General features: G+C 68.9%; 23 protein-coding genes. 3 read left to right on the forward strand and 20 right to left on the reverse strand.

Annotated features, from left to right (window positions below; genetic code table 11):
* Window positions 1-63: 63 nt before the first annotated feature.
* The 12 genes from AGI3411_RS13300 to AGI3411_RS13355 all read right to left on the reverse strand — a co-directional run bounded on the left by AGI3411_RS13300 (window position 64) and on the right by AGI3411_RS13355 (window position 13,052).
* Window positions 64-1,686 (reverse strand): AMP-binding protein, encoded by a 1,623-nt coding sequence (locus AGI3411_RS13300; RefSeq protein WP_129527838.1) that lies wholly within the window; start codon window positions 1,684-1,686, stop codon window positions 64-66.
* Window positions 1,683-2,753, reverse strand: a complete 1,071-nt coding sequence (locus AGI3411_RS13305; RefSeq protein ID WP_129527839.1) for a phosphotransferase — start codon at window positions 2,751-2,753, stop codon at window positions 1,683-1,685. Before AGI3411_RS13305 ends, AGI3411_RS13300 begins: the two co-directional genes overlap by 4 nt.
* On the reverse strand, window positions 2,750-3,976 hold the full coding sequence (locus tag AGI3411_RS13310; protein ID WP_129527840.1) for an acyl-CoA dehydrogenase family protein: 1,227 nt from the start codon (window positions 3,974-3,976) through the stop codon (window positions 2,750-2,752). Before AGI3411_RS13310 ends, AGI3411_RS13305 begins: the two co-directional genes overlap by 4 nt.
* 49 nt (window positions 3,977-4,025) lie before the next feature.
* Window positions 4,026-4,787 (reverse strand): SDR family NAD(P)-dependent oxidoreductase, encoded by a 762-nt coding sequence (locus AGI3411_RS13315; protein ID WP_129527841.1) that lies wholly within the window; start codon window positions 4,785-4,787, stop codon window positions 4,026-4,028.
* The gene (locus AGI3411_RS13320; RefSeq protein ID WP_129527842.1) at window positions 4,772-5,155 is read right to left on the reverse strand and encodes an AtuA-related protein; all 384 of its coding nucleotides are present in this window, start codon (window positions 5,153-5,155) and stop codon (window positions 4,772-4,774) included. The genes AGI3411_RS13315 and AGI3411_RS13320 overlap by 16 nt, the downstream gene beginning before the upstream one ends.
* An 11-nt stretch (window positions 5,156-5,166) precedes the next feature.
* The gene (locus AGI3411_RS13325) at window positions 5,167-6,525 is read right to left on the reverse strand and encodes an acyclic terpene utilization AtuA family protein (RefSeq protein ID WP_129527843.1); all 1,359 of its coding nucleotides are present in this window, start codon (window positions 6,523-6,525) and stop codon (window positions 5,167-5,169) included.
* Between the two features lie 30 nt (window positions 6,526-6,555).
* The gene (locus AGI3411_RS13330; protein WP_129527844.1) at window positions 6,556-7,530 is read right to left on the reverse strand and encodes a Bug family tripartite tricarboxylate transporter substrate binding protein; all 975 of its coding nucleotides are present in this window, start codon (window positions 7,528-7,530) and stop codon (window positions 6,556-6,558) included.
* Window positions 7,531-7,554: 24 nt separating this feature from the next.
* Entirely contained in the window at window positions 7,555-9,687 is a 2,133-nt protein-coding gene (locus tag AGI3411_RS13335) for an acetate--CoA ligase family protein (protein ID WP_129527845.1), read from the reverse strand.
* Window positions 9,688-9,721: 34 nt separating this feature from the next.
* Window positions 9,722-10,705, reverse strand: coding sequence for a tripartite tricarboxylate transporter substrate binding protein (locus AGI3411_RS13340; RefSeq protein ID WP_129527846.1), 984 nt, complete (start codon window positions 10,703-10,705; stop codon window positions 9,722-9,724).
* 73 nt (window positions 10,706-10,778) lie between these two features.
* A complete protein-coding gene (locus tag AGI3411_RS13345) occupies window positions 10,779-11,120 on the reverse strand; it encodes a Zn-ribbon domain-containing OB-fold protein (RefSeq protein ID WP_129527847.1) in 342 nt (113 codons plus the stop codon).
* Window positions 11,117-12,289: a thiolase family protein gene (locus AGI3411_RS13350; RefSeq protein WP_129527848.1), complete on the reverse strand. Its 1,173-nt coding sequence runs from the start codon at window positions 12,287-12,289 to the stop codon at window positions 11,117-11,119. Before AGI3411_RS13350 ends, AGI3411_RS13345 begins: the two co-directional genes overlap by 4 nt.
* Window positions 12,282-13,052, reverse strand: coding sequence for an IclR family transcriptional regulator (locus AGI3411_RS13355; protein ID WP_129527849.1), 771 nt, complete (start codon window positions 13,050-13,052; stop codon window positions 12,282-12,284). Before AGI3411_RS13355 ends, AGI3411_RS13350 begins: the two co-directional genes overlap by 8 nt.
* Before the next feature lie 209 nt (window positions 13,053-13,261).
* Between AGI3411_RS13355 and AGI3411_RS13360 the strand changes: the two genes are divergently transcribed.
* The gene (locus tag AGI3411_RS13360; protein WP_129527850.1) at window positions 13,262-13,876 is read left to right on the forward strand and encodes an ABC transporter ATP-binding protein; all 615 of its coding nucleotides are present in this window, start codon (window positions 13,262-13,264) and stop codon (window positions 13,874-13,876) included.
* Between the two features lie 49 nt (window positions 13,877-13,925).
* Here AGI3411_RS13360 and AGI3411_RS13365 read toward each other — a convergent pair whose 3' ends face one another.
* The 4 genes from AGI3411_RS13365 to AGI3411_RS13380 all read right to left on the reverse strand — a co-directional run bounded on the left by AGI3411_RS13365 (window position 13,926) and on the right by AGI3411_RS13380 (window position 15,840).
* Window positions 13,926-14,348, reverse strand: a complete 423-nt coding sequence (locus AGI3411_RS13365) for a hypothetical protein (RefSeq protein WP_129527851.1) — start codon at window positions 14,346-14,348, stop codon at window positions 13,926-13,928.
* A 15-nt stretch (window positions 14,349-14,363) separates the two neighbouring features.
* The gene (locus tag AGI3411_RS13370; RefSeq protein WP_129527852.1) at window positions 14,364-14,738 is read right to left on the reverse strand and encodes a glutaredoxin family protein; all 375 of its coding nucleotides are present in this window, start codon (window positions 14,736-14,738) and stop codon (window positions 14,364-14,366) included.
* Between the two features lie 81 nt (window positions 14,739-14,819).
* Window positions 14,820-15,341 (reverse strand): hypothetical protein, encoded by a 522-nt coding sequence (locus tag AGI3411_RS13375; protein ID WP_129527853.1) that lies wholly within the window; start codon window positions 15,339-15,341, stop codon window positions 14,820-14,822.
* A gap of 133 nt (window positions 15,342-15,474) precedes the next feature.
* The gene (locus AGI3411_RS13380) at window positions 15,475-15,840 is read right to left on the reverse strand and encodes a hypothetical protein (protein WP_129527854.1); all 366 of its coding nucleotides are present in this window, start codon (window positions 15,838-15,840) and stop codon (window positions 15,475-15,477) included.
* Window positions 15,841-16,239: 399 nt separating this feature from the next.
* On the opposite strand from AGI3411_RS13380, the gene AGI3411_RS13385 reads away from it, so the two are divergent.
* A complete protein-coding gene (locus AGI3411_RS13385) occupies window positions 16,240-16,569 on the forward strand; it encodes a YegP family protein (RefSeq protein WP_129527855.1) in 330 nt (109 codons plus the stop codon).
* Between the two features lie 66 nt (window positions 16,570-16,635).
* Here AGI3411_RS13385 and AGI3411_RS13390 read toward each other — a convergent pair whose 3' ends face one another.
* The 4 genes from AGI3411_RS13390 to AGI3411_RS13405 all read right to left on the reverse strand — a co-directional run bounded on the left by AGI3411_RS13390 (window position 16,636) and on the right by AGI3411_RS13405 (window position 21,469).
* Window positions 16,636-19,062, reverse strand: coding sequence for a TonB-dependent siderophore receptor (locus tag AGI3411_RS13390; protein WP_244240346.1), 2,427 nt, complete (start codon window positions 19,060-19,062; stop codon window positions 16,636-16,638).
* A 106-nt stretch (window positions 19,063-19,168) separates the two neighbouring features.
* On the reverse strand, window positions 19,169-20,131 hold the full coding sequence (locus AGI3411_RS13395; RefSeq protein WP_129527856.1) for a FecR family protein: 963 nt from the start codon (window positions 20,129-20,131) through the stop codon (window positions 19,169-19,171).
* Entirely contained in the window at window positions 20,128-20,673 is a 546-nt protein-coding gene (locus AGI3411_RS13400; RefSeq protein ID WP_129527857.1) for an RNA polymerase sigma factor, read from the reverse strand. The genes AGI3411_RS13395 and AGI3411_RS13400 overlap by 4 nt, the downstream gene beginning before the upstream one ends.
* A gap of 133 nt (window positions 20,674-20,806) precedes the next feature.
* Entirely contained in the window at window positions 20,807-21,469 is a 663-nt protein-coding gene (locus AGI3411_RS13405; RefSeq protein ID WP_425265345.1) for a TetR/AcrR family transcriptional regulator, read from the reverse strand.
* Window positions 21,470-21,498: 29 nt separating this feature from the next.
* On the opposite strand from AGI3411_RS13405, the gene AGI3411_RS13410 reads away from it, so the two are divergent.
* Complete coding sequence (locus tag AGI3411_RS13410; protein ID WP_129527859.1) at window positions 21,499-22,965, forward strand: MFS transporter; 1,467 nt, start codon at window positions 21,499-21,501, stop codon at window positions 22,963-22,965.
* Window positions 22,966-22,973: the final 8 nt, after the last annotated feature.

The raw sequence follows: 22,973 nt of genomic DNA on the forward strand, positions 1-22,973 counted from the left end.
CCGAAGCGTTGTTGGCAGAAGTCTAAAGAGTGCCGCGTGAGAACCCGCCCGGGTTCCGCGACTTCACAACTCCCTGGCCTGCTCCCGCAGCATGAACTTCTGTATCTTGCCGGTGGCGGTCTTGGGCAGCGGTCCGAAGACGACGGTGCGCGGGACCTTGAATCGGGCAATGTGTTCGCGGCAGTGGGCCAGGATGTCTTCGGCGCTGGCGGCGGCGCCGTCTTTCAGCGCCACGAAGGCGCAGGGCGTTTCGCCCCAGGTGGGGTCGGGGCGGGCCACTACCGCGGCTTCCAGCACATCGGGGTGGCGGTACAGCACGCCTTCGATTTCGACGGTGGAAATGTTCTCGCCGCCGGAAATGATGATGTCCTTGGCGCGGTCCTTGATTTCGATGTAGCCGTCGGGATGCACGACGCCCAGGTCGCCGGAATGGAACCAGCCGCCGGCGAAGGCGTCAGCCGTGGCGGCGGGGTCGTGCAGGTAGCCTTTCATGAGGGTGTTGCCGCGCAGCACGATTTCGCCCAGGCTGGCGCCGTCGGGGGGGACGGGCCGGCCCTCGGGGTCCCATACCTGTACTTCTTCCACGTTCAGTTTGCGCACGCCGATCCTGGCTTTGCGGGCGGCGCGCTGCGCCAGCGGCAGGGCGTCCCATTCTTCGTGCCAGGCGCAGCTGATGGATGGCCCATAGGTTTCGGTGAGGCCGTACAGGTGGGTGACGCCGATGCCCAGTTCGTCCATGGCTTCGATGATGGCGGCGGGCGGGGCGGCGCCGCCGGTCATGGCCTGCACGGGATGCGCGGCGCGCCGCCGGACGGCGGCGGGGGCGTTGACCAGCATGGTGAGCACCACAGGGGCGGCGCAGAAGAAGCCCACGCGGTGGCGTTCGATGGCTTCGAAGATGGCGGCGGGTTCCACGCGCCGCAGGCACACGCTGGTGCCGGCCAGCGCCGCGAGCGTCCACGGGAAGCACCAGCCGTTGCAATGGAACATGGGGAGTGTCCACAGGTACACCGCGTGCGGCGGCATGCCGCAGGACAGCACGTTGCCCATGGCATTGAGGTATGCCCCGCGATGGTGGTACAGCACCCCCTTGGGGTTGCCGGTGGTGCCCGAGGTGTAGTTGAGGCAGATGTTCTGCCATTCGTCGGCGGGCCGTTCCCAGCCCGTGTCGGGCGGCTGGGCGGCGAGCCAGGCTTCGTACTCGGCATCGCCCAGCGTGCCGTGTTCGCCCGTGAATTCGCGGTCTTCGATGCGCACGGTGCGCGGCGGCGTATCGAGCAGGGCCAGCACTTCGCGCACCTGTACGCTGTACTCGCTGTCGAAGAGCAGCACGGTGGCTCGGCCATGCGACAGGATGTAGGCCAGGGTGGCGGCGTCCAGCCGTGTGTTGAGCGCATTGAGGACCGCGCCAGCCATGGGCACGCCGAAATGGGCCTCGTATAGCGCGGGGGTGTTCGGCGCCAGCACGGCTACCACGTCGCCGCGCGCGACGCCCCAGCTTCGCAGCGCGGCCGCCATGCGTTGGCAGCGGTCGCGGGTGGCGCTCCAGCTCTGGCTGAAGCTTGCGCCATGCACGAGGGCCGGACGTTCCGGGAATACGCTGGCGGCCCAGTCCAGGAAGCCCAGCGGCGAGAGGGGCACGTGGTTGGCGGCGTTGCGCGGCAGGTCGTCGGCGTCGGCAATCATTGCGGTTTCTCCTGGTCCGCCGGCGCGCGGCGGGATTCGCGGCAGGCGGCCTGCCAGCCCAGCTCGGCCAGCGGGGCCACGCGCGCGCCCATTTCCAGGGCGTCCTCGGCGGCGGCGTTGCCGGCGCGGGCGCGTGCGTACACGCCTTGCAGAATGGCGGCGATGCGAAAGAAGCTGTAGGCCAGATAGAAATCCCAGTTGGGCGGCGGCGCGATGCCGCGCTCGCGGCAATAGGCGGTGACGAAGACGTCTTCGCCGGGGATGCCCAGCGCGTCCAGGTCCAGGCCCGCTATGCCGCGCCACAGGGCGGGCGGGATGCGCCAGCACATGCAGTGGTAGGCCAGGTCCGCCAGCGGGTGGCCCAGCGTGGACAATTCCCAATCGAGCAGCGCGATGGCCCGGGGTTCGGTGGGGTGGAACACCAGGTTGTCGATGCGATAGTCGCCATGCACCAGCCGGGTCTGGCCGTCGTCCTCGGGCAGGTGGCGCGGCAGCCAGTCTATGAGCGCGTCCATGGCGGCGATGGGCTCGGTCTGCGTGTCGCGGTATTGGCGGGTCCAGCGGCCCACCTGCCGCGCGAAGTAGTCGCCGCTGCGGCCGTAGTCGGACAGCCCGGCTTCGGCCGGGTCCACGGCGTGCAGCGCCGCCAGCACCCGGCCCGCCTCGGCGTAGAGGGCGGCGCGCTCGGCCGGGGCCATGGCGGGCAGCGCCGGGTCCATGAAGACGCGCCCCTGCGCAAAGCTCATCAGGTAGAACGGCGTGCCGACGATGGCGCGGTCGGCGCAGTAGTGCAGCATGCGCGGCACCGGCACGGCGCTGTCCGCCAGCGCCGACATCACGCGGTACTCGCGGTCCACCGCGTGGGCCGAGGGCAGCAGTTCGCCCGGCGGCTGCTTGCGCAGCACGCGCCGGCCGGTGGCGTCTTCAAGCAGGTAGGTGGGGTTGGACTGCCCGCCGGACAGCGGCCGCAGCGTCAGCGTGGCCGGGTCCGCCAGGCCCAGGCCGCCCAGGTAGGCGGCCAGCGCGGGCAACCACGGCGGCGCGGGAGCATGGGCGGGGCTCGTCATACCAGCGCCTTGCGCGGGGCGTCCGCGTCGTCCCAGCGCCAGTAGGCGTCGCCCTCGTCCATGAGATAGCGCGCCAGCACCATTTTGTGCACCTCGGAGGCGCCGTCCACCAGCCGGGCCTGCCGCGCGTAGCGGTAGATCCATTCCAGCGGCGTGTCCTTGGAGTAGCCGCGTGCGCCGTTGAGCTGGAGCGCCGTGTCCACCACCTTTTGCAGGGTCTCCGACACCACGATCTTGGCCATGGAGATCTCTTTGCGCGCGTAGTCGCCCTGGTCCAGCCGGACGGCGGCGCGCATGGTCAGCAGGCGGCCGATCTCGATCTGCATGGCGGCTTCGCCCAGCAGCCACTGCACGCCTTCGCGTTCGGCCAGCTTCTGGCCGAAGCTGCTGCGCTGGCCCACGTAGTCCACCGCCACCGCCATGGCGCGGCGCGCCAGGCCCAGCCAGCGCATGCAGTGGGTCAGCCGCGCCGGCCCCAGGCGGATCTGCGTGAGCTTGAGGCCGTCGCCCACTTCCATCAGCCGGTTCTCGTCGGGGATCTCCAGCCCGTCGAACACCAGTTCGCAGTGGCCGCCGTGTTCCTCCGGGCCCATGATGGGGATGCGGCGCTCGATGCGCCAGCCCGGCTGGTCGGCGTCGAACAGGAACGCGCTGAGGCCCTTGCGCGCATCGTCCGAGGTGCGGGCGATGAGGATGAAATGCCGCGCCACGCCCGCGCCGGTGATGAACCACTTGCGCCCGTTCACCACCCATTTGCCGTTCTTCAGCGTGGCGGTGGTGCGCATCATGGAAGGATCCGAGCCGCTGCCGGGATGCGGCTCGGTCATGATGAACGACGAACGCACCTTGCCGTCGACGATGGGCTGCAGCCAGCGCGCTTTCTGGTCCGGCCGGGCCACTTGCGCCAGCACGCGCATATTGCCGTCGTCCGGCGCCGCCGCGTTGAAGCACACCGGCCCGAAAATGGAGCGGTTCATTTCCTCGTAGCAGGCGGCCAGCCCCGCCATGGGCAGGCCCTGGCCGCCGAGTTCACGCGGCATCTGCAGGGCCCACAGACCGGCCTCCCGCACCCGGGCGCGAGCGCGTTCCAACGCGGCTTCGGCAATGTTCTCGTGGTCGTCGTAGTTGGCCCGGTCGGCTTCAAGGGGGATCAGTTCCCGGTCGACGAAATCGCGCACTCGGCGGCGGTAGTCTTCCAGTTCGGGCGGTAGCGAGAAATCCATGCGGCGTCTCCTAGTCGGGGCGCGCGGCCCCGGGGTGCGGGGTTGCGGGTTATAGCGAACTGGCCAGATGGCCGCCGTCCACGTCGATGACCGAGCCGGTCATGAACGCCGAGGCGTCCGACGCCAGCAACAGCAGCGGCCCGTCCAGGTCCTGCGGCTGGCCGAGCCGGCGCTGGGGGACGCGCTTGATCAGCGCCTCGCCGGCCGGCGAGGCGAAGAATTCGCGGTTGAGATCGGTGGCGATGTAGCCGGGGGCGAGCGCGTTCACGCGGATGCCGTGGCGCGCCCATTCCAGGGCGAGGGCGCGGGTCAGGTGCAGCAGGCCCGCCTTGGCGGCCGCATAGGGCGCCACGTGCGAGGCCACGCGCTGGCCCAGGATGGATGCGATGTTGACGATGGCGCCCGGCGTGCCGTGGGCGATGAAATGCCGGGCGGCCGCCTGGGCCACGCGCCAGGCGCCATTCAGGTTCACGTCCACCAGGCCGGTCCAATCGTCTTCGCTGAGCTCCAGCGCGGGCCGCGACACCGCGATGCCGGCGTTGTTGATGACGACGCTGACCGGACCCAGGGCCTCGGCCGCGGCGTCGAACGCCGCTTGCACGCTGGCCGGCTGGGTCACGTCCATGCCGATCGCGCATGCCTGCCCGCCTGCCGCGCGGATGGCGGCGGCGGCTTCTTCGCCCAGCGCCGTGCGGCGCCCGCATAGCGCCACCCGGGCGCCCGCGCCCGCCAGCACGCCGGCGAAGTGGCGCCCCAGTCCGCTGTACGCGCCTGTGATCAGCACGGTGCGGGATTTCAGGTCTTCGAACATCCGCTACCCTCCTTGGTGGGTTGGGGACCTCGCAGCAAAGGCGCCAGATCGTCCGGCACCTCCAGTTGCAACCGTAGCACGGCACTGGCCAGGGCCTTGCCGTAATTGTCGATGGCCAGGCTGCGCGACACGCCGCCGCCCAGCGCGCCATCCAGCACGAAGTTCAGCACGCCCAGGCCGTCCACCTCGTAGCGCGTGATGCCGCCGCGCACGGCCTGTTCGTTGTAGATGGCGCGCATGGCCTGCACCGTGAGCGCGTTTTTGATGTGGGGATAGAACTGCGGCTCGTAGGCAATGACCGCGATGTTCGAGGTATTGCCCTTGTCGCCGCAGCGCGTGTGCGCCACGCTTCGTAACGTAACCCGCATGAGATGCCTCCTTAGACGAATTCCACGCGGCAGGCCACGCGTTCGCGCGGGACCAGCGTGGACCAAAGGCCGATGACTTCGCGCGTGCGGTCCTGGTGCGGCACGCGCTTGCCGGTGGACGCCAGCCCGCAGACCGCCATCCCGTCCACTTCCCGGCCGATCTTCTCGGCCTGGGCGCGGCTGGCGCAGCGCGCGGCGATGCGCACCGCCACCTCGGCCGGTTCTTCGCGCAGGGCGGCCGAGGCCGCGCCGTGCACCGCGTTCACGCCGATGAAATCGATGCGCAAGTCGTCGGCCTGCAGACCGACAATGCGCAGTCGTTCGCGCAGAATGGTCTCGGCCAGCCGCGCCTTTTCCAGGCAGCCGGGGCCGGCAAAGAAAAACATGTCTTCGCCGATATGGCCTTCGGTGCAGCCGATGGATACCTTGAGCGTGGGTGTGCGCGCATGCCCCGAAATGCCGCTCACGCGGACGCGGTCCCGGGCGGCCTGTTCCAGGCGCGCCGTGGTGAAGTCCACCACTACGTCGGGTGTGATGTAGCGCGCCGGGTCGTGCACTTCGTAGAACATCTGCTCTTTCACTGTGCGCAGGTCGATGCAGCCGCCCGTGCCTGCCACCTTGCCGATTTCCGCCGTGCCGTCGGCGTCCACGTCGGCATAGGGGAATGCCAGGTTCCAGGGCTCGGGCACGTCCTTGTAGCCGGGATCGCCGAAGTAGCCGCCCGTGACCTGCGCGCCGCACTCCAGCAGATGGCCGATGCCGCTGCCCTGGCCCAGCCGCGTCCAGTCGTCCTCGCGCCAGCCATAGTGGTGCATCATGGGCGCCAGGAACAGCGAGGGGTCGGCCACGCGTCCGGTGATGACGATGTCCGCGCCCTGGTCCAGCGCCTGCACGATGGCGGCCGCGCCCGCATAGGGCTCGGCGGAAATCAGCGTGTCGCGCACGGTGGAGACCGGCGCGCCGGTCTCCATGATGCGCAGCTCGCTCGCGGCGATTTCCGCGCTCAGGTCGGTGGCCGATACGGCGGCCACGCGGGCGCCGGGCCAGCCCGCCTCTGCGCATAGCTCGGCCACGCGTCGGGCCGCGCCCTGCGGGTTGATCCAGCCCTGGTTGGAAATGATGCGGGTGCCGTTCGCCTTGCAGTGCGGCAGCACCGCGCGCATGCGGTCATCCAGCCAGGTGTCGTATCCCGCGAATGCCGGATCGCGCCGCTTGCGCACCTGCGCGGCCGAGACGGTGGCCTCGGCCATGGTCTCGAAACACAGAAAATCCAGCGCGCCGCGCTCCGCGTTCCAGCGTGCCGGGTCGATGCGGTCGCCCCACCAGCCCGCGCCCGAGCCGATGCGCAGCCTGCCTGCCTTGTCGTTCATGTCTGCCTCCTTTGTTCTGGCGCCGCCGCCTTACTGGGGCCGGATGCCGGCGTCCTGGATGACCTGCCGCCATTTGGCGGTGTCGGCGCGGATGGTCTCGGCGTATTGCGCGGGCGTGCCCGCCACGGGGATCGCGCCCAGTTCCTCGACCTGGCGGCGGGTGCCCGGCTCGGCCAGCGCCGCGGCCACCGCGTCGCGCACCTTGCCGACGATCTCGGGCGGCGTGCCGGCCGGCGCAAGCAGGCCGAACCAGGAGTTCACTTCGTAGCCGGGCAGCCCGGCCTCGGCCACCGTGGGCACGTCCGGCAGCATGGGCACGCGCTGCGTGGTCGTCACCGCCAAGGCCTTGACCGCGCCGGCCTTGATCTGGCCCATGGCCGAGGGCAGGTTGTCGTACATCAGCTGCACCTGCCCGCCCAGCAGATCCGTCATGGCGGGGGCCGAGCCCTTGTACGGAACGTGGCGGATGTCCACCTTGGCCAGCCGGTTGAACAGCTCGCCCGACAGATGCGGCGAGCCGCCCAGGCTGGTGGACGCGAAATTCAGCGAGCCCGGCGCGCGCCGCGCCTGCTCGATGAGCTGCGCCACGGAGGCGATGCCCAGCTTGGGGTTGACCAGTAGCACGTTGGGGGAGTTGGCCACCAGCGTTACCGGCGCGAAGCCCTGCGCCGAGTCATACGGCATCTGCGCGTAGATGAACTGGTTGGTGGCCTGCGTGCCCAGCGTGCCCATCAGCAGCGTGTAGCCGTCGGGCTGGGCGCGCGCCACCGCGGCTGCGCCGATGCCGCCGCCCGCGCCGGGCCGGTTTTCCACCACCACGCTCTGGCCCAGCCGCGTGCCCGCCTCGCGCGCCACCAGCCGCGCCAGCAAGTCCGTCGTGCCGCCAGGCGGAAACGGCACCACCAGCGTGATCGGGCGCGCGGGCCAGGCCGGCGCGGCCTGGGCGGCGGCGGACAGGGCCAGCGCGGCACCCAGCATCAGGGTTCTGCATAAGTGTTTTCTCATGGGTGTCTCCATCGATTTCGCCCCTCAGGCCGCGCGGCGCGCCGCCATGTCCACGCCTTCCGACAATTCCACCAGCGCGTCCAGCGCCACCGCGCCTTCGCCCTGCGCGCCCACCAGCACCGGGTTGATGTCGATGGAAGCCACATGCCCGGCCGCCGCCAGCGCGTAGCGGCCCAGGAGCGCCGCCTGCTCCGCCACGGCCCGCACATCGGCCGGGGGATCGCCGCGCACGCCGGCCAGCAGCCTGCCGATGCGCAGGCCGCGCAGCGCCTCCAACGCGTCGTCGGCCGCAAAAGGCGGCATCAGCAGCGCCACGTCGCCTAGCGCTTCCACGTATTTGCCGCCCGCGCCCAGCATCACGACGGGGCCGAATACCGGGTCGTTGCGCACGCCCAGCGCCAGCTCGTGCAGGCCGCGCTGCATGCGTGCCACGATCCAGCTTGCGTCGTCCACGCCCAGGGCGGCCAGCGTGTCCGCCTGCCGCGCCAGCGCGTCGCGCAACGCGGCCTCGTCGTTCAGGCCCAGCGCCACCAACCCGTGTTCGGACTTGTGCGGCAAGCGCGCCGAGCACGCCTTCAGCGCCACCGGCGCGCCCATCCGGCGCCACGCAGCCACCGCCGCATCGGCATCCGCACATAGCGCGTGTTCGCCGACGGCGATGCCCTGCGCGCCCAGCAAGGCCAGGCTGGCGGCTTCGGACAGGAAGCCGGGCCGCGCGCCGGCCGGCGCATCCAGGCGCGCCTCGGGCGCGGCCGGTATGGTGCGGCCACGCAGCGCATGCAGCCGCCACAGGCCGGCCATCGCTTCCACCGCCTGCTGCTCGTCCGCGTAGACCGCCACCCCGTGCGCCCGGAACGCGGCGGCGACGTTGTCCTGCCACGCCACCACCGCCACCGGCTTGGCCGCGGCCTGCGCGAAGCACGCGGTGTCCGAGGCGAACCGCGCCACGTCGTAGCCGCGGCCCGCCACCGGGATGTCGATCAGGAACATATCGGCCGCGGGATCCCGCGAAATGGGCGGCAGCACCTCGCCGAACAGGCCGTTGTTCGAGAGCAGCGCGGCGGTGATGTCCACCGGGTTGCCCGTGGTGGCAAAGCCCGGCAGCCGCCGGCCCAGCTCTTCCTGCGTGGCCTGGCCCAGCGGAGCGATCTCCAGGCCGCGCTCCACCGCCGCGTCGGCGGCCAGCACGCAGCTCGCGCCCGAATTGCTCACCACCACGACGCGCGGCCCCTGCGGCAGCGGGCCGCGCAGCGCCAGCTCGGCGTAGCGCACCAGCTCCTGGGGGTCGCGCGCCCGCAGAATGGCGTGGTGGGCAAAGAAGGCATCCACCGTGCGGTCTTCATTGGCCAGCGCGCCCGTGTGCGAGGCGGCGGCGCGCGCGCCTGCCTCCGAACGGCCCGCCTTCACCGCGATCAACGGCACGTTGCGCGCCCGCGCCAGCGCCGCCGCCTCGGCCAGCGCGCCGGCGTCGCGCAGCGACTCCAGGTACAGCAGCACGATGCGCACCTCGGGGTCGCGCAGCGCCGCGCAGGCCAGCTCGGCCACCGTCACATCGGCCTCGTTGCCCGTGGCGTGCACGTGCCGCACGCCCACGCCGCGCTGGCGCAGCAGGCCATACACCATTGCGCACATGCCGCCGCTCTGGCTGATGACCGCCACCGGGCCGTCCTGCGGTTCCACCTCCAGGAACATGGTGGAGAAACTCGCGATGGCGCCGTTGCCGAAATTGGCCAGCCCCTGCGAATTCGGCCCCACGATGCGCATGCCGGCCGCGCGCGCCCGCGCCGTCATGGCGTCCTGCCGCTGGCGGCCCGCTTCGCCGGTCTCCGAGAACCCCGCCGAGATCACGATGGCGGCCGACACGCCCAGCGCCGCGCAGCGGTCCACGGCCTGCACGGCCTGCTCGCCGGCCACCGCCACGATCGCCAGGTCCGGGGCGGCGGGCAGCGCGTCCAGGTCGGGCCACGCCCGCTCGCCCTGCACTTCGGCGCGCTGCGGATTGATGGGGTACAAGGTGCCCGCATAGCCGTGGCGCCGCATGTAATGTATGGGCCGCCCGCCGATCTTGTCGGGGTTGTCGGACGCGCCCACGATGGCGATCGATGCCGGGGCCAGCAGCCGGTCCAGCGCGGCCGCGTCGCGGTTGTCGGAAACCATGAATACTCCTTTCAATGTGTAGAGGCCCGCGCCTTCAATTGACGGTGGCCCCGGAGGCGCGCACCACCTCGGCCCATTTCCGCACCTCGTCGCTGACGAAGCGGCGCGTGTCGTCCGGCGTCATCCAGTCCGCCGCGAAACCCTGCGCCGCGAACTTCTGCTGCACGTCCGGCCGGCCCAGCACCTGCTGCAAGGACGCGCTCAGCTTTTGCACCACGGCGGGCGGCGTGCCTGCCGGCGCCATCAGGCCGTTCCATGCCGTGGCTTCGTAGTTCTTCAGCCCCGCCTCCGCCACCGTGGGCAGATCCGGCGCGGCGGGCGAACGCTGCGCGCCGGTAATGGCCAGCGCCTGCAGCTTGCCGGCCTTCACATAGGGCATGGAAGACAGCATGGTGTCGAACATCAGGTCGGCCTGTCCGCCCATCACGTCGGTAAGCGCGGGGGCGCTGCCGCGATACGGCACATGCACCATGCGCGTGCCGGCCATGGTGTTGAACAGCTCGGCCGACAGATGGGTGGATTGCCCGTTGCCCGAGGATGCAAACGTCAGCTGGCCCGCGCGCTGCTTGGCCAGGGCGATGAGTTCGCTCACGCTGTGCGCGGGCAGGTCGGGCCGCGTCACGATGACCAGCGGGCCCTTGGTCAGCAGCGACACCGGAACAAAGCTCTTCTGCGTGTCGTAGCCCAGGTTTTTGAACAGGGACATATTGATGGCGTGCGCCGTGGTGGCCAGCAGCAGCGTGTAGCCGTCCGGCGCGCTTTTGGCCACCATGTCGGCGCCGATATTGCCGCCCGCGCCCGAGCGGTTGTCCACGATCACCGTCTGGCCCAGGGCCTCGCCCAGGCCCTGCGCCACCACGCGGGCCACGATGTCGGTGGGGCCGCCAGGCGGATACGGCACCACCAGCGTCACGGGCTTCTCCGGCCAGGCCGACGCGGCCGGCGCCAGGCCCGGCGCCGAGCACGCCGCCAGGGTAAAAGCGGCCAGCGCCGCGCGCCATGCGGAAATTGCAGGCATGAGTGTCTCCTCCGTCCTCGGTGGGACGTTTTTTTCAGTGGGTTGGAAGGGGGTTACGCTTGCCGGCGGTGCATCACGGCGGCCGGCGCGCCTCGAAGCAAAGCAGGGTGTTGCCACCGTGCTCGAAATCGCGGGCGCATACCGCCTGCCCGATCGCCACGCCGGGCGTGGCATGGCCCATCAGCACCGCGCCCTCGCGCAGCCGCACCAGCGCCAGCACATAGGGGGCCAGCGCGCGCCACGAGGCGTCCGGCGCGCGGTGCACCGTGCTGTGCGCAAGTACCTCGCCCTCGCCGCTTGCGCGCGCCCATTGCAGGTCCGTGCCGCCGCAGGCCGCGCAGGCATAGGGGCGCAGCGCCCACCACGCGCCGCAATCCGCGCAGCGTCGCAAATCCAGGGGATGCCGTTCGTTCATGCCTGGTCCTCCGCCTGCAATACCAGGCTCACGTGCGCCGACAGCACGCCGCCGTCCGCGTGCACCAGCGCCCGCCTGCGCGGCGCAACTTGCCGGCTACCCGCCAGGCCCGCAAGCTGGGTCCAGGCCTCCGCCACGTGCGCCAGCCCGCCCGCCACGCCCGAATGCCCGAACGACAGCAGGCCTCCATGCGTATTGAGCGGCAGCGGCCCCGCCGCATCGAAATCACCGCGCCGCACCCGTCCGGCCGCGCCGCCGCGCGGCGCAAAACCCAGTTCTTCCAGCAGCATGGCCAGCGTGATGGTGAACGAGTCGTAGATCGCCAGATAATCGATGTCCGCGTTCGCCACGCCCGCCTGCGCCAGCGCCCGCCCGGCGGCGCGTGCCGCGCCCGTGTCCATCACGTCGCGCATGGCCGACAGATGCTGGTGGCGGTGCGCCTGGCCGGCTCCGGTAATGCGCACGGGCCCTTCGTCCGCGCCCACCACCAGCGCCACCGCGCCATCGGAAATCGGGCAGCAGTCCAGCAAATGCAGCGGCGTCGCGATCGGCTTGGAGTCCAGCACGGACTGCACGCTGATGGGCTCGCGCAGCTGCGCCAGCGGATGCCCGCCCGCGTTCCGGCGCATCAGCACCGCCAGCTGGGCCAGATCCTCCCGTCGCGTGCCGGTGGCATGCATATAGGCCGACGCCAGCAGCGCGTAATACGCCGGCACCGACGCCCCATTGGGCACCTCCACGTCCGCCTCGCCCACCTGCGCCAGCGTTTGTATGGACGCGTCCACCGCCTGCCCAGTCAGGCGGTTCTCTCCCGCCACCACCAGCACCCGACGGCAAGTGCCCGCGCGCACCAACTCGCGTGCCAGCATCACCATGCCGGCCCCCGTCGCCCCGCCCATCTGCATGCCGTGCGCGTAGTGCGGATCCAGCCCCAGCTTCTCGCTCAGGAGGCTGGCCAGCATCAGATGCGGAAAGGTCGTGGCATAACCGCACAGCACGCCATCGATGGCGCCGCGCTGGCGGGCGAGTCCGGCGTGCTCAAGGGCGGCCTCGGCCGCCTCGGCCATCAGGTCCAGCGCGCCGCGCCCCTCATGCCGGCCAAAGCGCGTCACCGCCGCGCCCTGCATATAGGCATGCGCCAGGCTAGTGTTGTCCGTGCGCTCAAGCATGCGGCATCCACGCGCGTTCGATCGCGCGCGCCTCCTCTGCCAGGGCCTGCGCCAGCTCTTGCTCGCGAGGCTCGATACGTTCGTTCAAGGCGGCCACGCTGAGCGCCCCGATCGCGCGGCCGCTCGGCCCTCGCACCGCCACGCCCAGCCCGCCCATCTTTTCCACCACCACATCCAGCAGCATCGCGTGCCCCAGTTCGCGCGCCCGCCGCGCCGCCGCGTCCAGCGCCTCGGCCGGGAACCGCGGATACCGCGCCGCCAGCCGCTCGCGCACCAGCGGCAAGAGCGCTTGCGCCTCGTCCTCGTCCAGCGCCGACAGCAACGCCAGGCTACCGGCGCCCACCCCCAGCGGCCGGCGGCTGCCCACCTCAAGGTAGTTCGCCCGTATCGGGTAATCGCCGAAGCACAGGTCCACGCACACCGACTCCCAGCCCACCGGCATCGACAGAATCACCGTATCCCCGAACCGCCGCGCCAGCCGGATCAGCGCCGGCCGCGCCAGCCCGCGCAGATCCAGCCCGTCGACCATGGCGTGGTGCATGGCGTATACCTGCGGGCCAAGCATGTAATGCTTGCTCTCGGGGTCTCGCTCTACGAAACCCTCGGATTCCAGGTCCTTCAGAATGCGCAGCGCCGTGGAGATGTCCAGGCCAGCATGCTGGGCGATATCCGTCAGCCGGTGGATGCGCCGGTCCGACAGGCTTGCCAGCACGCGGCAAGTCTTTTTCGTAGAGGAAACAACGGCGGAATCCAGGGTGGGCATGGGGCAGGCGGCGGGAAAAAGAGAACAGGGATACAAGATAAGAAAGCCGCGCGGCGCGGGTAAAGTTGCAGCGCAACAAAGTTTTATCTGGTGAAAGTCGGCGTGAATACCCCGTGGGCGAGCATGGGTGGATGAAACCCCCGGCCCCCGCGAAGGCGTAATGGCACGCAAGCCGTGCCGACCTGCGCGTTCCTGCGTAAACTTCCCGCATGCTACGAATCGACAAGCTCAGCAAACGCTACGGCGACCATCTCGTCTTCCAGGGCCTGACCCACTCCTTCACCCCCGGGTGCGTGGCGCTATGCGAAGAAGACAGCACCGGAAAATCCAGCCTCCTAGGCATCATCGCGGGCACCATTGCGCCCGATAGTGGGGACGTCTGGATCGACGGGCATTCCATGGTCCTCGCGCCCCAGCAAGCCAAGGCCCGCCTGGCCTACGTGCCCGACAACTGCCTCGCGTTTCCCACGCAGACCGGGCGCGGGCTGCTGGAACAGGTTGCTGCTGAAAAGAACGTGGCGCTGGACGAGGCCACGCTGGAGCTGGCCCATGACCTGGGGCTGGAGCCGCACCTGGACAAGCGGTTTGAACAGATGTCTACCGGGACGCGCCGCAAGGTGTTTGTGACGGCGGCGGCCCTGGGGGATCCGGCGGTGGTGATCGCGGATGGGCCTAGCAATGGGTTCGACGCGCAGGGGCGCGCGGTGTTGGCCGAGCTGTTCAGGGCCTGGGGCAAGGATCGCGTGGTGCTGTTTGCCAGCCATGACGCGGAACTGGTGGAGGCTTGTGCAGCGACCTCGGTCGATGTCGCGGCGCTACGTTAAGCCGCGGCCGCGCGGCGTTGACATGAAGCTAAGACGGCACGCGCGTCATCTAGCGCGGCTTCCAGCTAATCCCATCCTTTGACCGGTACTCCGGCGTCCCGGTGCAGCACCCTCCCGCCCCGAACGCCTGCCGCCCGATGAACGCGGTCACCACGCCCTTGCTCTCGGTCAGCGATTGGTGGATGCAGCGGGTCGGCAGCGGATAGAACTCGCCTTCCAGCACCAGGGTCCACGTCACGTTCTCGCCTTCGGCCGGCTCGACCTTGTACACCTTGCAGTCGTGGGCCAGCAGGTGCATGGGCTGGCCCGCCAGCATGCCCTTGAATTGCAGCTCCGGCGGCGTGTCGCGTGTGGCGATGGCTTCGGCATTGAGTGCCGATCCTGGCGGCGCGGGCGCCAGCGAGGAGTCGCAGCCGGCCAGCGCGCTGGCTGTGCCCAGGGTGATGGCGAACAGGCGAAGCAGGCGCATCATGCCGGTGGATTGCCGTCAGGCCACATTGGCGAAGCGTTGTTCAAGATAGGCGATGATGTCGTTGGATTCGTACATCCAGCGCGTGCCGTCCGCTGCGTCGATGCGCAGGCATGGCACTTTGACCCTGCCGCCGCCCGCCAGCAGCTGCTCGCGCGCTTCTGGATCGCCCTTGGCGTCGCGCAGCGCGATCGGTGCATTCAGTTTGTGGATAGCGCGCCGGGTCTTGACGCAGAACGGGCAGGCGTGGAATTGGTAGAGCGATAGCCTGGCGGCTTCGTCATTGACGGTGGCCTGGCCTTGGGCTGAACGCTGTTGCGGGCGCGGACGCGTGAGGGCGTCGCCAAGCACGATCATTTGACCCAGGCCGACACGCAGGGCTTTGACTAGCATGGAGGTGGACTCGATACGGGTAGACGGGCGACCAGTCTACTCCCTGCCTGACTTGTCGATGCCGAATCCGCGCCGGATCGCTCATTCCTCCACAAACCCCAGCCTTCTCAGCTCGGCAATGGCGCCTTTCTCTTCCTCGCGCCGGGCCTTGGGCGCGGCGAGCGAGGCGGCCAGCAGCAGAGAGGGTTCGTCTGACGCATCGAAGCCCCGCAGCACGCTGTCGGCAAGCGGGAAGGCTTGCGCAAAGCTTTTATCCAGGGCCTGGTGGCCCGGGTAGCGGCCCTGCTTGTCCAGGATGATCTGCGTCTGCGGGTCGCGCTTGATCAGATGCAAGGGCACGCCCAGGCAGCGCAAGCCCAGCAGGATGGGGTTGGTGGACAGGTCTTCCACCACCACGTCGTCGAAGACGCAGGGTTTGATCATCGAGTTGACGGCGCGGCACTTGGACAGCCGGACGTTTTGTACACGCGACATGCGGCCGGGGTACTTCACCATCGAGAGGCTGCAATTGTCGAAGGCGCAATCGTGAACGTGCAGATCGCGGAACTGCGCGTTGCCCTTGTCGAAGGCCAGCTTGAAGGTCGCGCCTTCTATTGTTTTCATGACGCGTGGACGTGTCTATTAGGGGGGGGGGGCAGACTACCGTTTCGCAAGCAAAATGCCGGGAAATTGTAGTCTGGCACCTGGCGCGATATTCGCGGGACGCCCCGCTAGCTGTTTGCGGCAGAGCGACGGCTCAGGCCACCAGCCGCAGATGGCGCTTGACTACCGGTACCGTGGGTTGCTGTTTGACCAGGCTGACGGGCACGAACTCCAGCGGCTTGCGGCCGGTGGTCGCGTCGCTCAGGCTGGCGGCGAGCAATACGGCGCGGGACGCGCCCAGCCCGCGCGCGCGCTGGAGGCCACGCGCCAGTTCCATCGCCTGCTGTTCGGCCATGTCCCGGGATGGCCAGACGGTGCGGCAGAAGTGCGTTTTGCACACGGGTGTCTGCGGCGAGTGATCGATAACGTCCACGTAGCCACGAAATGCGCCGTACTCGACCTCCATGACATTGGGGCGTACCGACTTGAGGGCAAGCGGTTTTTGCGAAGTAGGAGCCATGATGGGTTTCCTTGAGAGGACACGAATTCATCCTAGCTCACAATGACTGCAAACTTCGCATTGCTTTGCAGTTATTTAGATAACTATCGAGAGTTACCGAGGTGAAAGAAAATTTTTCGTGATGCGAATGTCCAACACTTTGCCGTCGGACAATAGCGCTCCGGCGCCATATTGAACTGGATTTATATGCCCGATTTTTCCTGAGGTCCCCACGATTTTCTTGATGTCCTCGGCGCGCTGCCGGTCGAGGAGGACTATGGCATTTGGGAATAATGAAAACACTCCGCATGGAGCATGTATTTCCAGATCACAATGCATGAATTATGATCAGCCGGCGTTCAAGTGTGCGCATCGCAGTACCGGCCAATTCCTAGACCATGCCAAATATTGGAGATTTCTATGAGTGGTTACTACGATTTGAAGCGCAGCGGCGATCAGTACATGTTCAACCTGAAAGCCGGAAACAACGAAGTCATTCTTACCAGCGAGCGATACACCACCAAGGCGAGCGCTCAGGATGGCATCGCATCGGTCCGTCAGAACTCGCAGGTCGACGCGAGATACCAGCTCAAGACGGCCAGCGACGGCTCGCCCTATTTCACGTTGAGCGCGGCGAACGGCCAGGCCATCGGCCGCAGCGAGATGTATTCGAGCGCGGCGGCGCGGGACAAAGGCGTTGCGTCCGTCAAGGCCAACGGGCCCACGCCTACCGTGAAAGACAACACCTGATTCCCTGCGAGCCCTGATGCCGCCGCGCCGCAAGGCGCATGGCGGCTGCGCGTTCCGGCGCGATGTTCAGTACGTCGCCCGCAGGTTCAGCATCACGCTTCGCGGCTCGCCGTAGTAGTTCGAGCCGTAGGCCGCCCATACGCGCTGGTAATAGACCTTGTCGAACAGGTTGTTCACCGTCAGGGTGGCGTCCAGGTGCTTGTTGAAGCGGTAGCCGGCCTGCGCGGACACGGTGGTGTAGGGGCGCTGCTCGAATTTCACCGGGCCGTTCAGGCGGTACATGCTGCTGACGCTGCGCACGCCCGCGCCCAGCGACAGGCCTTCCAGCGACCCCGTGGCGAAGGTGTACTTCGTCCATAGGTTGAAGGTGTGGCGCGGCGTGATGAAGGCGTATTGCTGCGACTTCTGCTCTTCCGTGCCCTTCAGGGTCTTGGTGGTGGTGTAGGCGTAGCCGGCCGTGATGTCCCAGCCCGGCGCCGGGCTGCCGCTGATTTCGGCCTCGAAGCCCTGGCTGCGCATCTTGCCCGCGGCCATGGAGAAGAGCGGATTGTCCGGGTCGGTCATGGCGCGGTTTTCGTCTTCCATGCGGAAGAGCGCGGCATGGCCGTTCAGCCGCTTGTCCAGGAACTCGCCCTTCAGGCCGATCTCGAACTGCTTGCCGGTGCGCGGGTCCAGCAACTGGCCGTTGACGTCGGTGGTGGTCTGCGGCGTGAAGATGCTGGTGTAGCTGGCATAGGCCGACAACTGTTCGTTCAGGTCCACCACCAGGCCGAGGTAGGGCGTGAACTTGCCATTGATCTTGTCGCTGGTGTCGGTGAACTGGTTGAAGTAGGCGTTGCGGTTCTGGGTGCGGTTTTCCCACCAGGTGAAGCGGCCGCCGGCGATGATGGTGGCCGCGTCGGCCACTCGCAGATTGGTGCGCGCATACAGGCCGTACTGGTCGGTCTTGCTGTCGTTGCCGTTGGTGAATTCGTAGTCCGGCTTGGGGACATCGTTGTCGGGGTGGTACAGGTTGATGTCGGCGTTGTCGCCGCCGCCGTAGCGGAAATTCTTGTGGATATTGCGGTAGTCGGCGCCCACGATCAACTCGTGCTCGCGGCCGAAGGCCTGGAACGGCGTGGCGACGAAGGCGTCCAGGCCGTAGGTTTTCCAGTGGCTGCGGTATTTCCACGAAACCAGGCAGGTGTCGCCGGTGACCGGGTCCACCGCGCAGTCGGACCAGCCGAATTCGCGGCTGGGCTCGTCCTGTTCGCGGTAGACGCCGCTGACCTTGATGCGGCCGCCGTTGGACAGCCGGTGTTCCACGTCGGCGAAGTACTCGGTGATCTCTTCGGTGATGTGGTTCCAGCTGGGATCCAGGTTGGTGGAGCGGCGCACGTCCAGCAATTGGCCGTCCTCGTAGCCGGGCAGGCCGAAGAAGGGGCGGCCCTTGTACTGCTGGTAGGTGGCGCCGGCGGTCAGCACGGTGTCGGGCGTCAGGTCGAAGCTCAGGGTGCCGTAGAACAGGGGCTTTTCGGTGTAGACGCCGTCGACGAAGGAGCGCCGGTCGTCATAGGACGCGACCAGTCGGCCGCGCAGTCGGCCATCGCTGTCCAGCGGGCCGGTGATGTCGGCCTCGGCGTAGTAGCGGTCCCAGGATCCCGTCATCACCTGCCCGCTGAAGGCGAAGTCCTTCATTGCGCGCTTGCGCACCAGGTTGACGGTGCCGCCGGGGTCGCCCGCGCCCTGGAACAGGCCGGAGGGGCCGCGCAGCACCTCGATGTGGTCGTAGATGGCCAGGCCGAAACCCGAGCTCAGGTCGTTGCCGGTGCTGGCGGGCGTGTTCACGCCGTCCACCTGGATGGTGTCCAGCGCGTAGCCGCGCGAATAGAAGTTGCCGTGGTTGCCGCCGATGCTGCCCGCTTCCACCGTGATGCCGGTCACGGTGCGCATGGCATCGTCCAGGTTCACCAGGTTCTGGTCGTCCAGCAGCTGGCGCGTGACCACGGAAACAGACTGCGGGATCTGGCGCAGGCTTTGCGCGTTCTTGCCCAGGGTGACGGCGGACGAGGTGTAGGAGCCCGTGCCTTCGGTGACGGCGAGACCGCTGCCGGTGACCGTGACCGGCGCCAGCGTCGTCGCGTCGGCGGCCGTGGAGGCCGCCGGGAAGCGCACCACGAAGCCCGTGGCGCTGGGCACCGCGACCAGGCCGCTCTTCGCCAGCAGGCGGTCCAGGGCGGCTTGCGCGCTCATCCTGCCCGACACGGCGGGCGCTCGCAGGCCCGCCACCGTGTCGGGGCTGAACAGCACCTGCACCTGCGCCTGGCGGCCCAGCGCCACCAGCGCATCGGTCAGGCTGCCGGCAGGCAGGTCGAAGGCCTGGGCGGCCGCGCCCTGGGCGTGGGCCGTGGACGGCGCGAACGCCTGGGCCGCCAGCGCGGCGCTCATCGACAGCGCGCACAGCAGCGCGTAACGGCCGGCGGTCTGCCGGCAACGGAAATGGCCTTGCGCCATGGACTTTCCCCAGTCAAGAAGTGGATCTTCATCGGGGAAGACGCGCCAGGCGCCGGAACCCGTACGTCCGAAAGAAAAATTATTCGCAATTCGAGGCGGGCAGGGTTCAGCGGCTGGCGATCACCGCCGAGCCGTCGGGGCGGCGGTTCAGCGTCACGGGCAGCAGGCCGGGCAGCGTGTCCAGGAAGGCCTCGGGATGGCGCAGGTCCAGCGTGCCGGACAGGCGCAGGCCGCGGGCGCGCTCGTCGGCGAAACGCACCGGCGCGTCGCGGTACAGGGCCAGGTAGCCGGCCAGCTGCTGCAGGGTGGCATCGTGGACGACCGCCACGCCATCCTGCCAGGCTCCGATCTCGCCGGGCGCCACCTGCTGGCGGCCCAGCAGATGGCCGCCGGCGCGCGCCAGCAGCACGGTGTCGCCGGCCCGCAGCGTGTGCTCCTTCGGGCCGTCCGCGCCGCTGGCGTCCAGCATCACCTGCCCGCTGCGCACGCCCACCTGCAGCGTGTCGGGCAGCAGCAGCACGTTGAATTCGGTGCCGATGTCGCGCAGCTCGGCGCCGCCGGCGGACACGACGAGGGGGCGGCGATCGGAGGCGGCGTCGATGTAGACCTCGCCGCCGTCGATGTCGATGCGCCGTTCGGCCAGCGTGTAGCGCACGCTGACGCGGGTGCCGACATTGGCGTGCACCCGGGTGCCGTCGGGCATGTCCAGGCTGCGGGTCTGGGTGGACGCGTTGGCGACCGATTCATAGCTGACGGGCAGGTACTGGTAGGCCGCGCCGGCGATCAGCACCAGGGCGGCCAGCGCCCCGCTCCAGCGCAGCAAGGCCGGCCGGCGCGCGGGCCGGGGCGGCGCAGGGGCCCTGGCCGGCGCCGCGGCCGGGCGCGGCAGGGAAGCCATGTCTTCCCAGACCTGGGCCAGGCGCTCGTACTCCTGCCTGTGCCGCGGCGATTCCGCCAGCCATGCCTGGAACGCCTGTTCGGCGTCCGCGTCGGACGCGCGCTCGCGGCGGCGCATAAACCATGCGCTTGCGGCCTCTTCGATGGGAGACAGGGGACGGGATCGGGTCATGATGCTTCGCCGTGCACGTGGCGCTTGCAGTGCGCCAAGGCCAGTTGCAGGTGCTTTTCCACCGCCCGCAGCGAAATGCCCATGCGGTCGGCGATCTCCTCGCAACGCAATTCATCATACCGATAAAGCAGGAAGGCCTCGCGCTGGCGCGGGGGCATGGCGTCGATGGCGGCCTGCAGCATCCGCAGGCGCTGGTTCACGTCGGCGCGCGCCTCGGGCTGCATCCCCGGGTCGGCGGCCAGGCTGCCCGCTTGCGGCGCGAATGCCTGGTCGTCCAGGCTGGCGGCCAGGTGCTCGCCGCGTACGCCTTCGCGGCGCCAGTGGTCGCGCAGCAGATTGCGGGCGATTTCGTAGAGATAGGCGCGGGGTTTTTGCGGCGGCTCGGCGCCATTGCTGGCCGCCAGCCATTTGGCGAAGGCTTCCTGCGCCAGGTCCTGGGCGGTATCCGGCGAGCGCTTGAGCTGGCGGTTCAGGAAACCGGTCAGTTCCGCGTTCCACGCTTTGTACGCCTCGGCGATCGCGCCGAAGAAACGCTCCCCCATGATGCCCCTGGAACCATGTCCGCCGCGCGGCGGGCGGGCCGGGCGCGTCGTCAGGCTTTGAATGTAATGATAATGATTCCTATTGTATCAATTTTGGCCGGCGGCGCGGAGAGGGCCGTGGGGGCGGTCCGTCCTATTTCGCGGAGACGATTTCCAGCGAACGTTCCCGCGCCATCGTGAACTGCGCCGCGTCGCCCATCGACGCGGCCACGTTGGCGATGGCCTGGTAGGCCAGCAGATCGAACGCCAGCCTGGCCGGGTCCGTGGCGGCCGGCAGTTCCTTCGCCGCGACGGCCTCGCGCGCGAGCGTTTCGAAGCGTTCGCGCGCCTCGTTCCGATGCTGGTTCACGCGGTCGCGGATCGCGCCGGGCCGGCTGCGGTATTCGCTGCTGGCCGCCGTGAGGAAACAGCCGCCGGGCAGGCTGCGCTCCTGCACGAACTGGAACCAGCCGGCGACCAGCGCGCGCAGCCGCTCGCCGGGGCTGGCGAGGGCCAGCGCGGGCGCCACCACCGCCACGCGGTAGAGGTCCACCGCGCTTTCCAGCGTGGCCAGCTGCAAGGCTTCCTTGTCGCCGAACAGCACCTGGATGTTGCCCTTGGCCACGCCCGCCTCGGTGGCCAGGCGGCCGAACGTCAGCCCTTCCAGCCCTTCGACCGATGCGATGCGCGCCGAATGGGCCAATACCCCGGCGCGCGCCTTTTCGCCCCGGAGGCGGCGGCGATCCGTTTCAACCATAAGTCCGTCCTCGCTTGTCACGATGCGATCCTTCAATTTAATATACGATCGTACGTATATTAATCCTTGCCACTCTTCGGGCCAACAACATGACCGATACCCCTTCATCCGGCGCGGGCCGCTGGTTCGCCCTGGCTGCCCTGCTTTCGGCGAATTTCCTCATCATTCTCGACCTCTTCATCGTCAATGTATCGCTGCCCAGCCTGCAAACGCGGCTGGGCGCGAGTTTCTCGCAGGTCCACCTGGTTATCGTCGCCTACGATGCCGCGCTGGCCGTGCTGCTGATCATCGGCGCGCGGCTGGGCGACCTGTTCGGCCGCCGCCGCATTTTCCTGTGGGGCATGGGGCTGTTCACGGCCTCTTCGCTGATCTGCGGGCTGGCCCCCGGTCCCGGGATTCTAATTGGCGGGCGCGTGATCCAGGGCGCCGCGGCCGCGCTGCTGATGCCGCAGGTGCTGGCCTCTATCCGCGTCATGTTCGACGGCGCCAGCCGCGCGCGGGCCTTCGGCGCGATGGGCGCGGTCCAGGGCGTGGCGGCGACCATATCGCAGCTCGCGGGCGGGTTCCTGATCGAGCAGGATTATGCCGGCCTGGGCTGGCGCACGATTTTCCTCATCAACCTGCCCATCGGGCTGGCCGCGATGCTGGCGGCCCGGCTCTGCATCCCCGAGACGCGCGCGTCCGTCTCCAGCCGGCTCGACGTGGCCGGCGCCCTGCTGGCGGCGCTGGGCCTGTTCCTGCTGCTTGTGCCCATCATGCTGGGCCACGACCACGGCTGGCCCTGGTGGTCCTACGCCGGCCCCGCAGCGGCGGTGCCGGTACTGGCCGCCTTCGTGCGCCATGAGCTCAGGCTGTCCCGGCGCGGCGGCGTGCCGCTGATCGAGATGGCCCTGTTTGCCAATCGCCGCTTCGTGACGGGCGTGAGCGCGGTGTTCCTGTTCTTTTCGGCGATCAGTTCGTTTTTTCTGTCGCTGACCATGCTGCTGCAGTTCGGGCTGGAATTGAGCCCGCTTGCCGCGGGAGCGGTATTCACACCGTCGGCCTTGGCGTTCTTTGCCGCCTCGCTCAGCGGTCCGCGGCTAGCGGAATGGCTGGGCCGCCGCGCGCTGCTGCTGGGCGTCCTGGTGTTTGGCGCGGGCATCGCGCTATCGGCGGCCGGCGCGATACTGGACGTGGCCAATATGACGCTGATCGTGGCGGCGCTGGTGCTCAATGGCGCGGGCCAGGGCATTGTGATCCCGCTGGCGTTCAACGCCGTGCTGGGGGCGGTGCGGGCGGAAGACGCGGGCATGGGGTCGGGCATCTCGTCCACCATGCAGCTGACCGGTACCACCGTCGGCGTGGCGGTGGTGGGCGTGGTGCTATTTGCCGCGATCGGGTCGCCCGATCTGCTGGACGCGGGGCGCGCGCAGCGCTATGGCCATGCGTTGGCCTGGGCCACGATCTACAACCTGGTGGCGGTGGCCGTCAGTTACCTGCTGTTTGCGCGTTTGATGGGGAGCGCGCCCGCGGCTGGCGCGGTGCCGGCGGCCCGGGTGCAAGCGGGAGGAGACTGACTCCGTCG

The organism is Achromobacter agilis (assembly GCF_900496965.1).
In the GTDB taxonomy this organism is placed as follows: domain Bacteria; phylum Pseudomonadota; class Gammaproteobacteria; order Burkholderiales; family Burkholderiaceae_B; genus Achromobacter; species Achromobacter agilis.

Bases quoted from the DNA above. Each gene is read 5' to 3' on its own strand.
- AGI3411_RS13300 (WP_129527838.1), bottom strand. From the start codon at position 1,686: ATGATTGCCGACGCCGACGACCTGCCGCGCAACGCCGCCAACCACGTG.
- AGI3411_RS13305 (WP_129527839.1), bottom strand. From the start codon at position 2,753: ATGACGAGCCCCGCCCATGCTCCCGCGCCGCCGTGGTTGCCCGCGCTG.
- AGI3411_RS13310 (WP_129527840.1), bottom strand. From the start codon at position 3,976: ATGGATTTCTCGCTACCGCCCGAACTGGAAGACTACCGCCGCCGAGTG.
- AGI3411_RS13315 (WP_129527841.1), bottom strand. From the start codon at position 4,787: ATGTTCGAAGACCTGAAATCCCGCACCGTGCTGATCACAGGCGCGTAC.
- AGI3411_RS13320 (WP_129527842.1), bottom strand. From the start codon at position 5,155: ATGCGGGTTACGTTACGAAGCGTGGCGCACACGCGCTGCGGCGACAAG.
- AGI3411_RS13325 (WP_129527843.1), bottom strand. From the start codon at position 6,525: ATGAACGACAAGGCAGGCAGGCTGCGCATCGGCTCGGGCGCGGGCTGG.
- AGI3411_RS13330 (WP_129527844.1), bottom strand. From the start codon at position 7,530: ATGAGAAAACACTTATGCAGAACCCTGATGCTGGGTGCCGCGCTGGCC.
- AGI3411_RS13335 (WP_129527845.1), bottom strand. From the start codon at position 9,687: ATGGTTTCCGACAACCGCGACGCGGCCGCGCTGGACCGGCTGCTGGCC.
- AGI3411_RS13340 (WP_129527846.1), bottom strand. From the start codon at position 10,705: ATGCCTGCAATTTCCGCATGGCGCGCGGCGCTGGCCGCTTTTACCCTG.
- AGI3411_RS13345 (WP_129527847.1), bottom strand. From the start codon at position 11,120: ATGAACGAACGGCATCCCCTGGATTTGCGACGCTGCGCGGATTGCGGC.
- AGI3411_RS13350 (WP_129527848.1), bottom strand. From the start codon at position 12,289: ATGCTTGAGCGCACGGACAACACTAGCCTGGCGCATGCCTATATGCAG.
- AGI3411_RS13355 (WP_129527849.1), bottom strand. From the start codon at position 13,052: ATGCCCACCCTGGATTCCGCCGTTGTTTCCTCTACGAAAAAGACTTGC.
- AGI3411_RS13360 (WP_129527850.1), top strand. From the start codon at position 13,262: ATGCTACGAATCGACAAGCTCAGCAAACGCTACGGCGACCATCTCGTC.
- AGI3411_RS13365 (WP_129527851.1), bottom strand. From the start codon at position 14,348: ATGATGCGCCTGCTTCGCCTGTTCGCCATCACCCTGGGCACAGCCAGC.
- AGI3411_RS13370 (WP_129527852.1), bottom strand. From the start codon at position 14,738: ATGCTAGTCAAAGCCCTGCGTGTCGGCCTGGGTCAAATGATCGTGCTT.
- AGI3411_RS13375 (WP_129527853.1), bottom strand. From the start codon at position 15,341: ATGAAAACAATAGAAGGCGCGACCTTCAAGCTGGCCTTCGACAAGGGC.
- AGI3411_RS13380 (WP_129527854.1), bottom strand. From the start codon at position 15,840: ATGGCTCCTACTTCGCAAAAACCGCTTGCCCTCAAGTCGGTACGCCCC.
- AGI3411_RS13385 (WP_129527855.1), top strand. From the start codon at position 16,240: ATGAGTGGTTACTACGATTTGAAGCGCAGCGGCGATCAGTACATGTTC.
- AGI3411_RS13390 (WP_244240346.1), bottom strand. From the start codon at position 19,062: ATGGCGCAAGGCCATTTCCGTTGCCGGCAGACCGCCGGCCGTTACGCG.
- AGI3411_RS13395 (WP_129527856.1), bottom strand. From the start codon at position 20,131: ATGACCCGATCCCGTCCCCTGTCTCCCATCGAAGAGGCCGCAAGCGCA.
- AGI3411_RS13400 (WP_129527857.1), bottom strand. From the start codon at position 20,673: ATGGGGGAGCGTTTCTTCGGCGCGATCGCCGAGGCGTACAAAGCGTGG.
- AGI3411_RS13410 (WP_129527859.1), top strand. From the start codon at position 21,499: ATGACCGATACCCCTTCATCCGGCGCGGGCCGCTGGTTCGCCCTGGCT.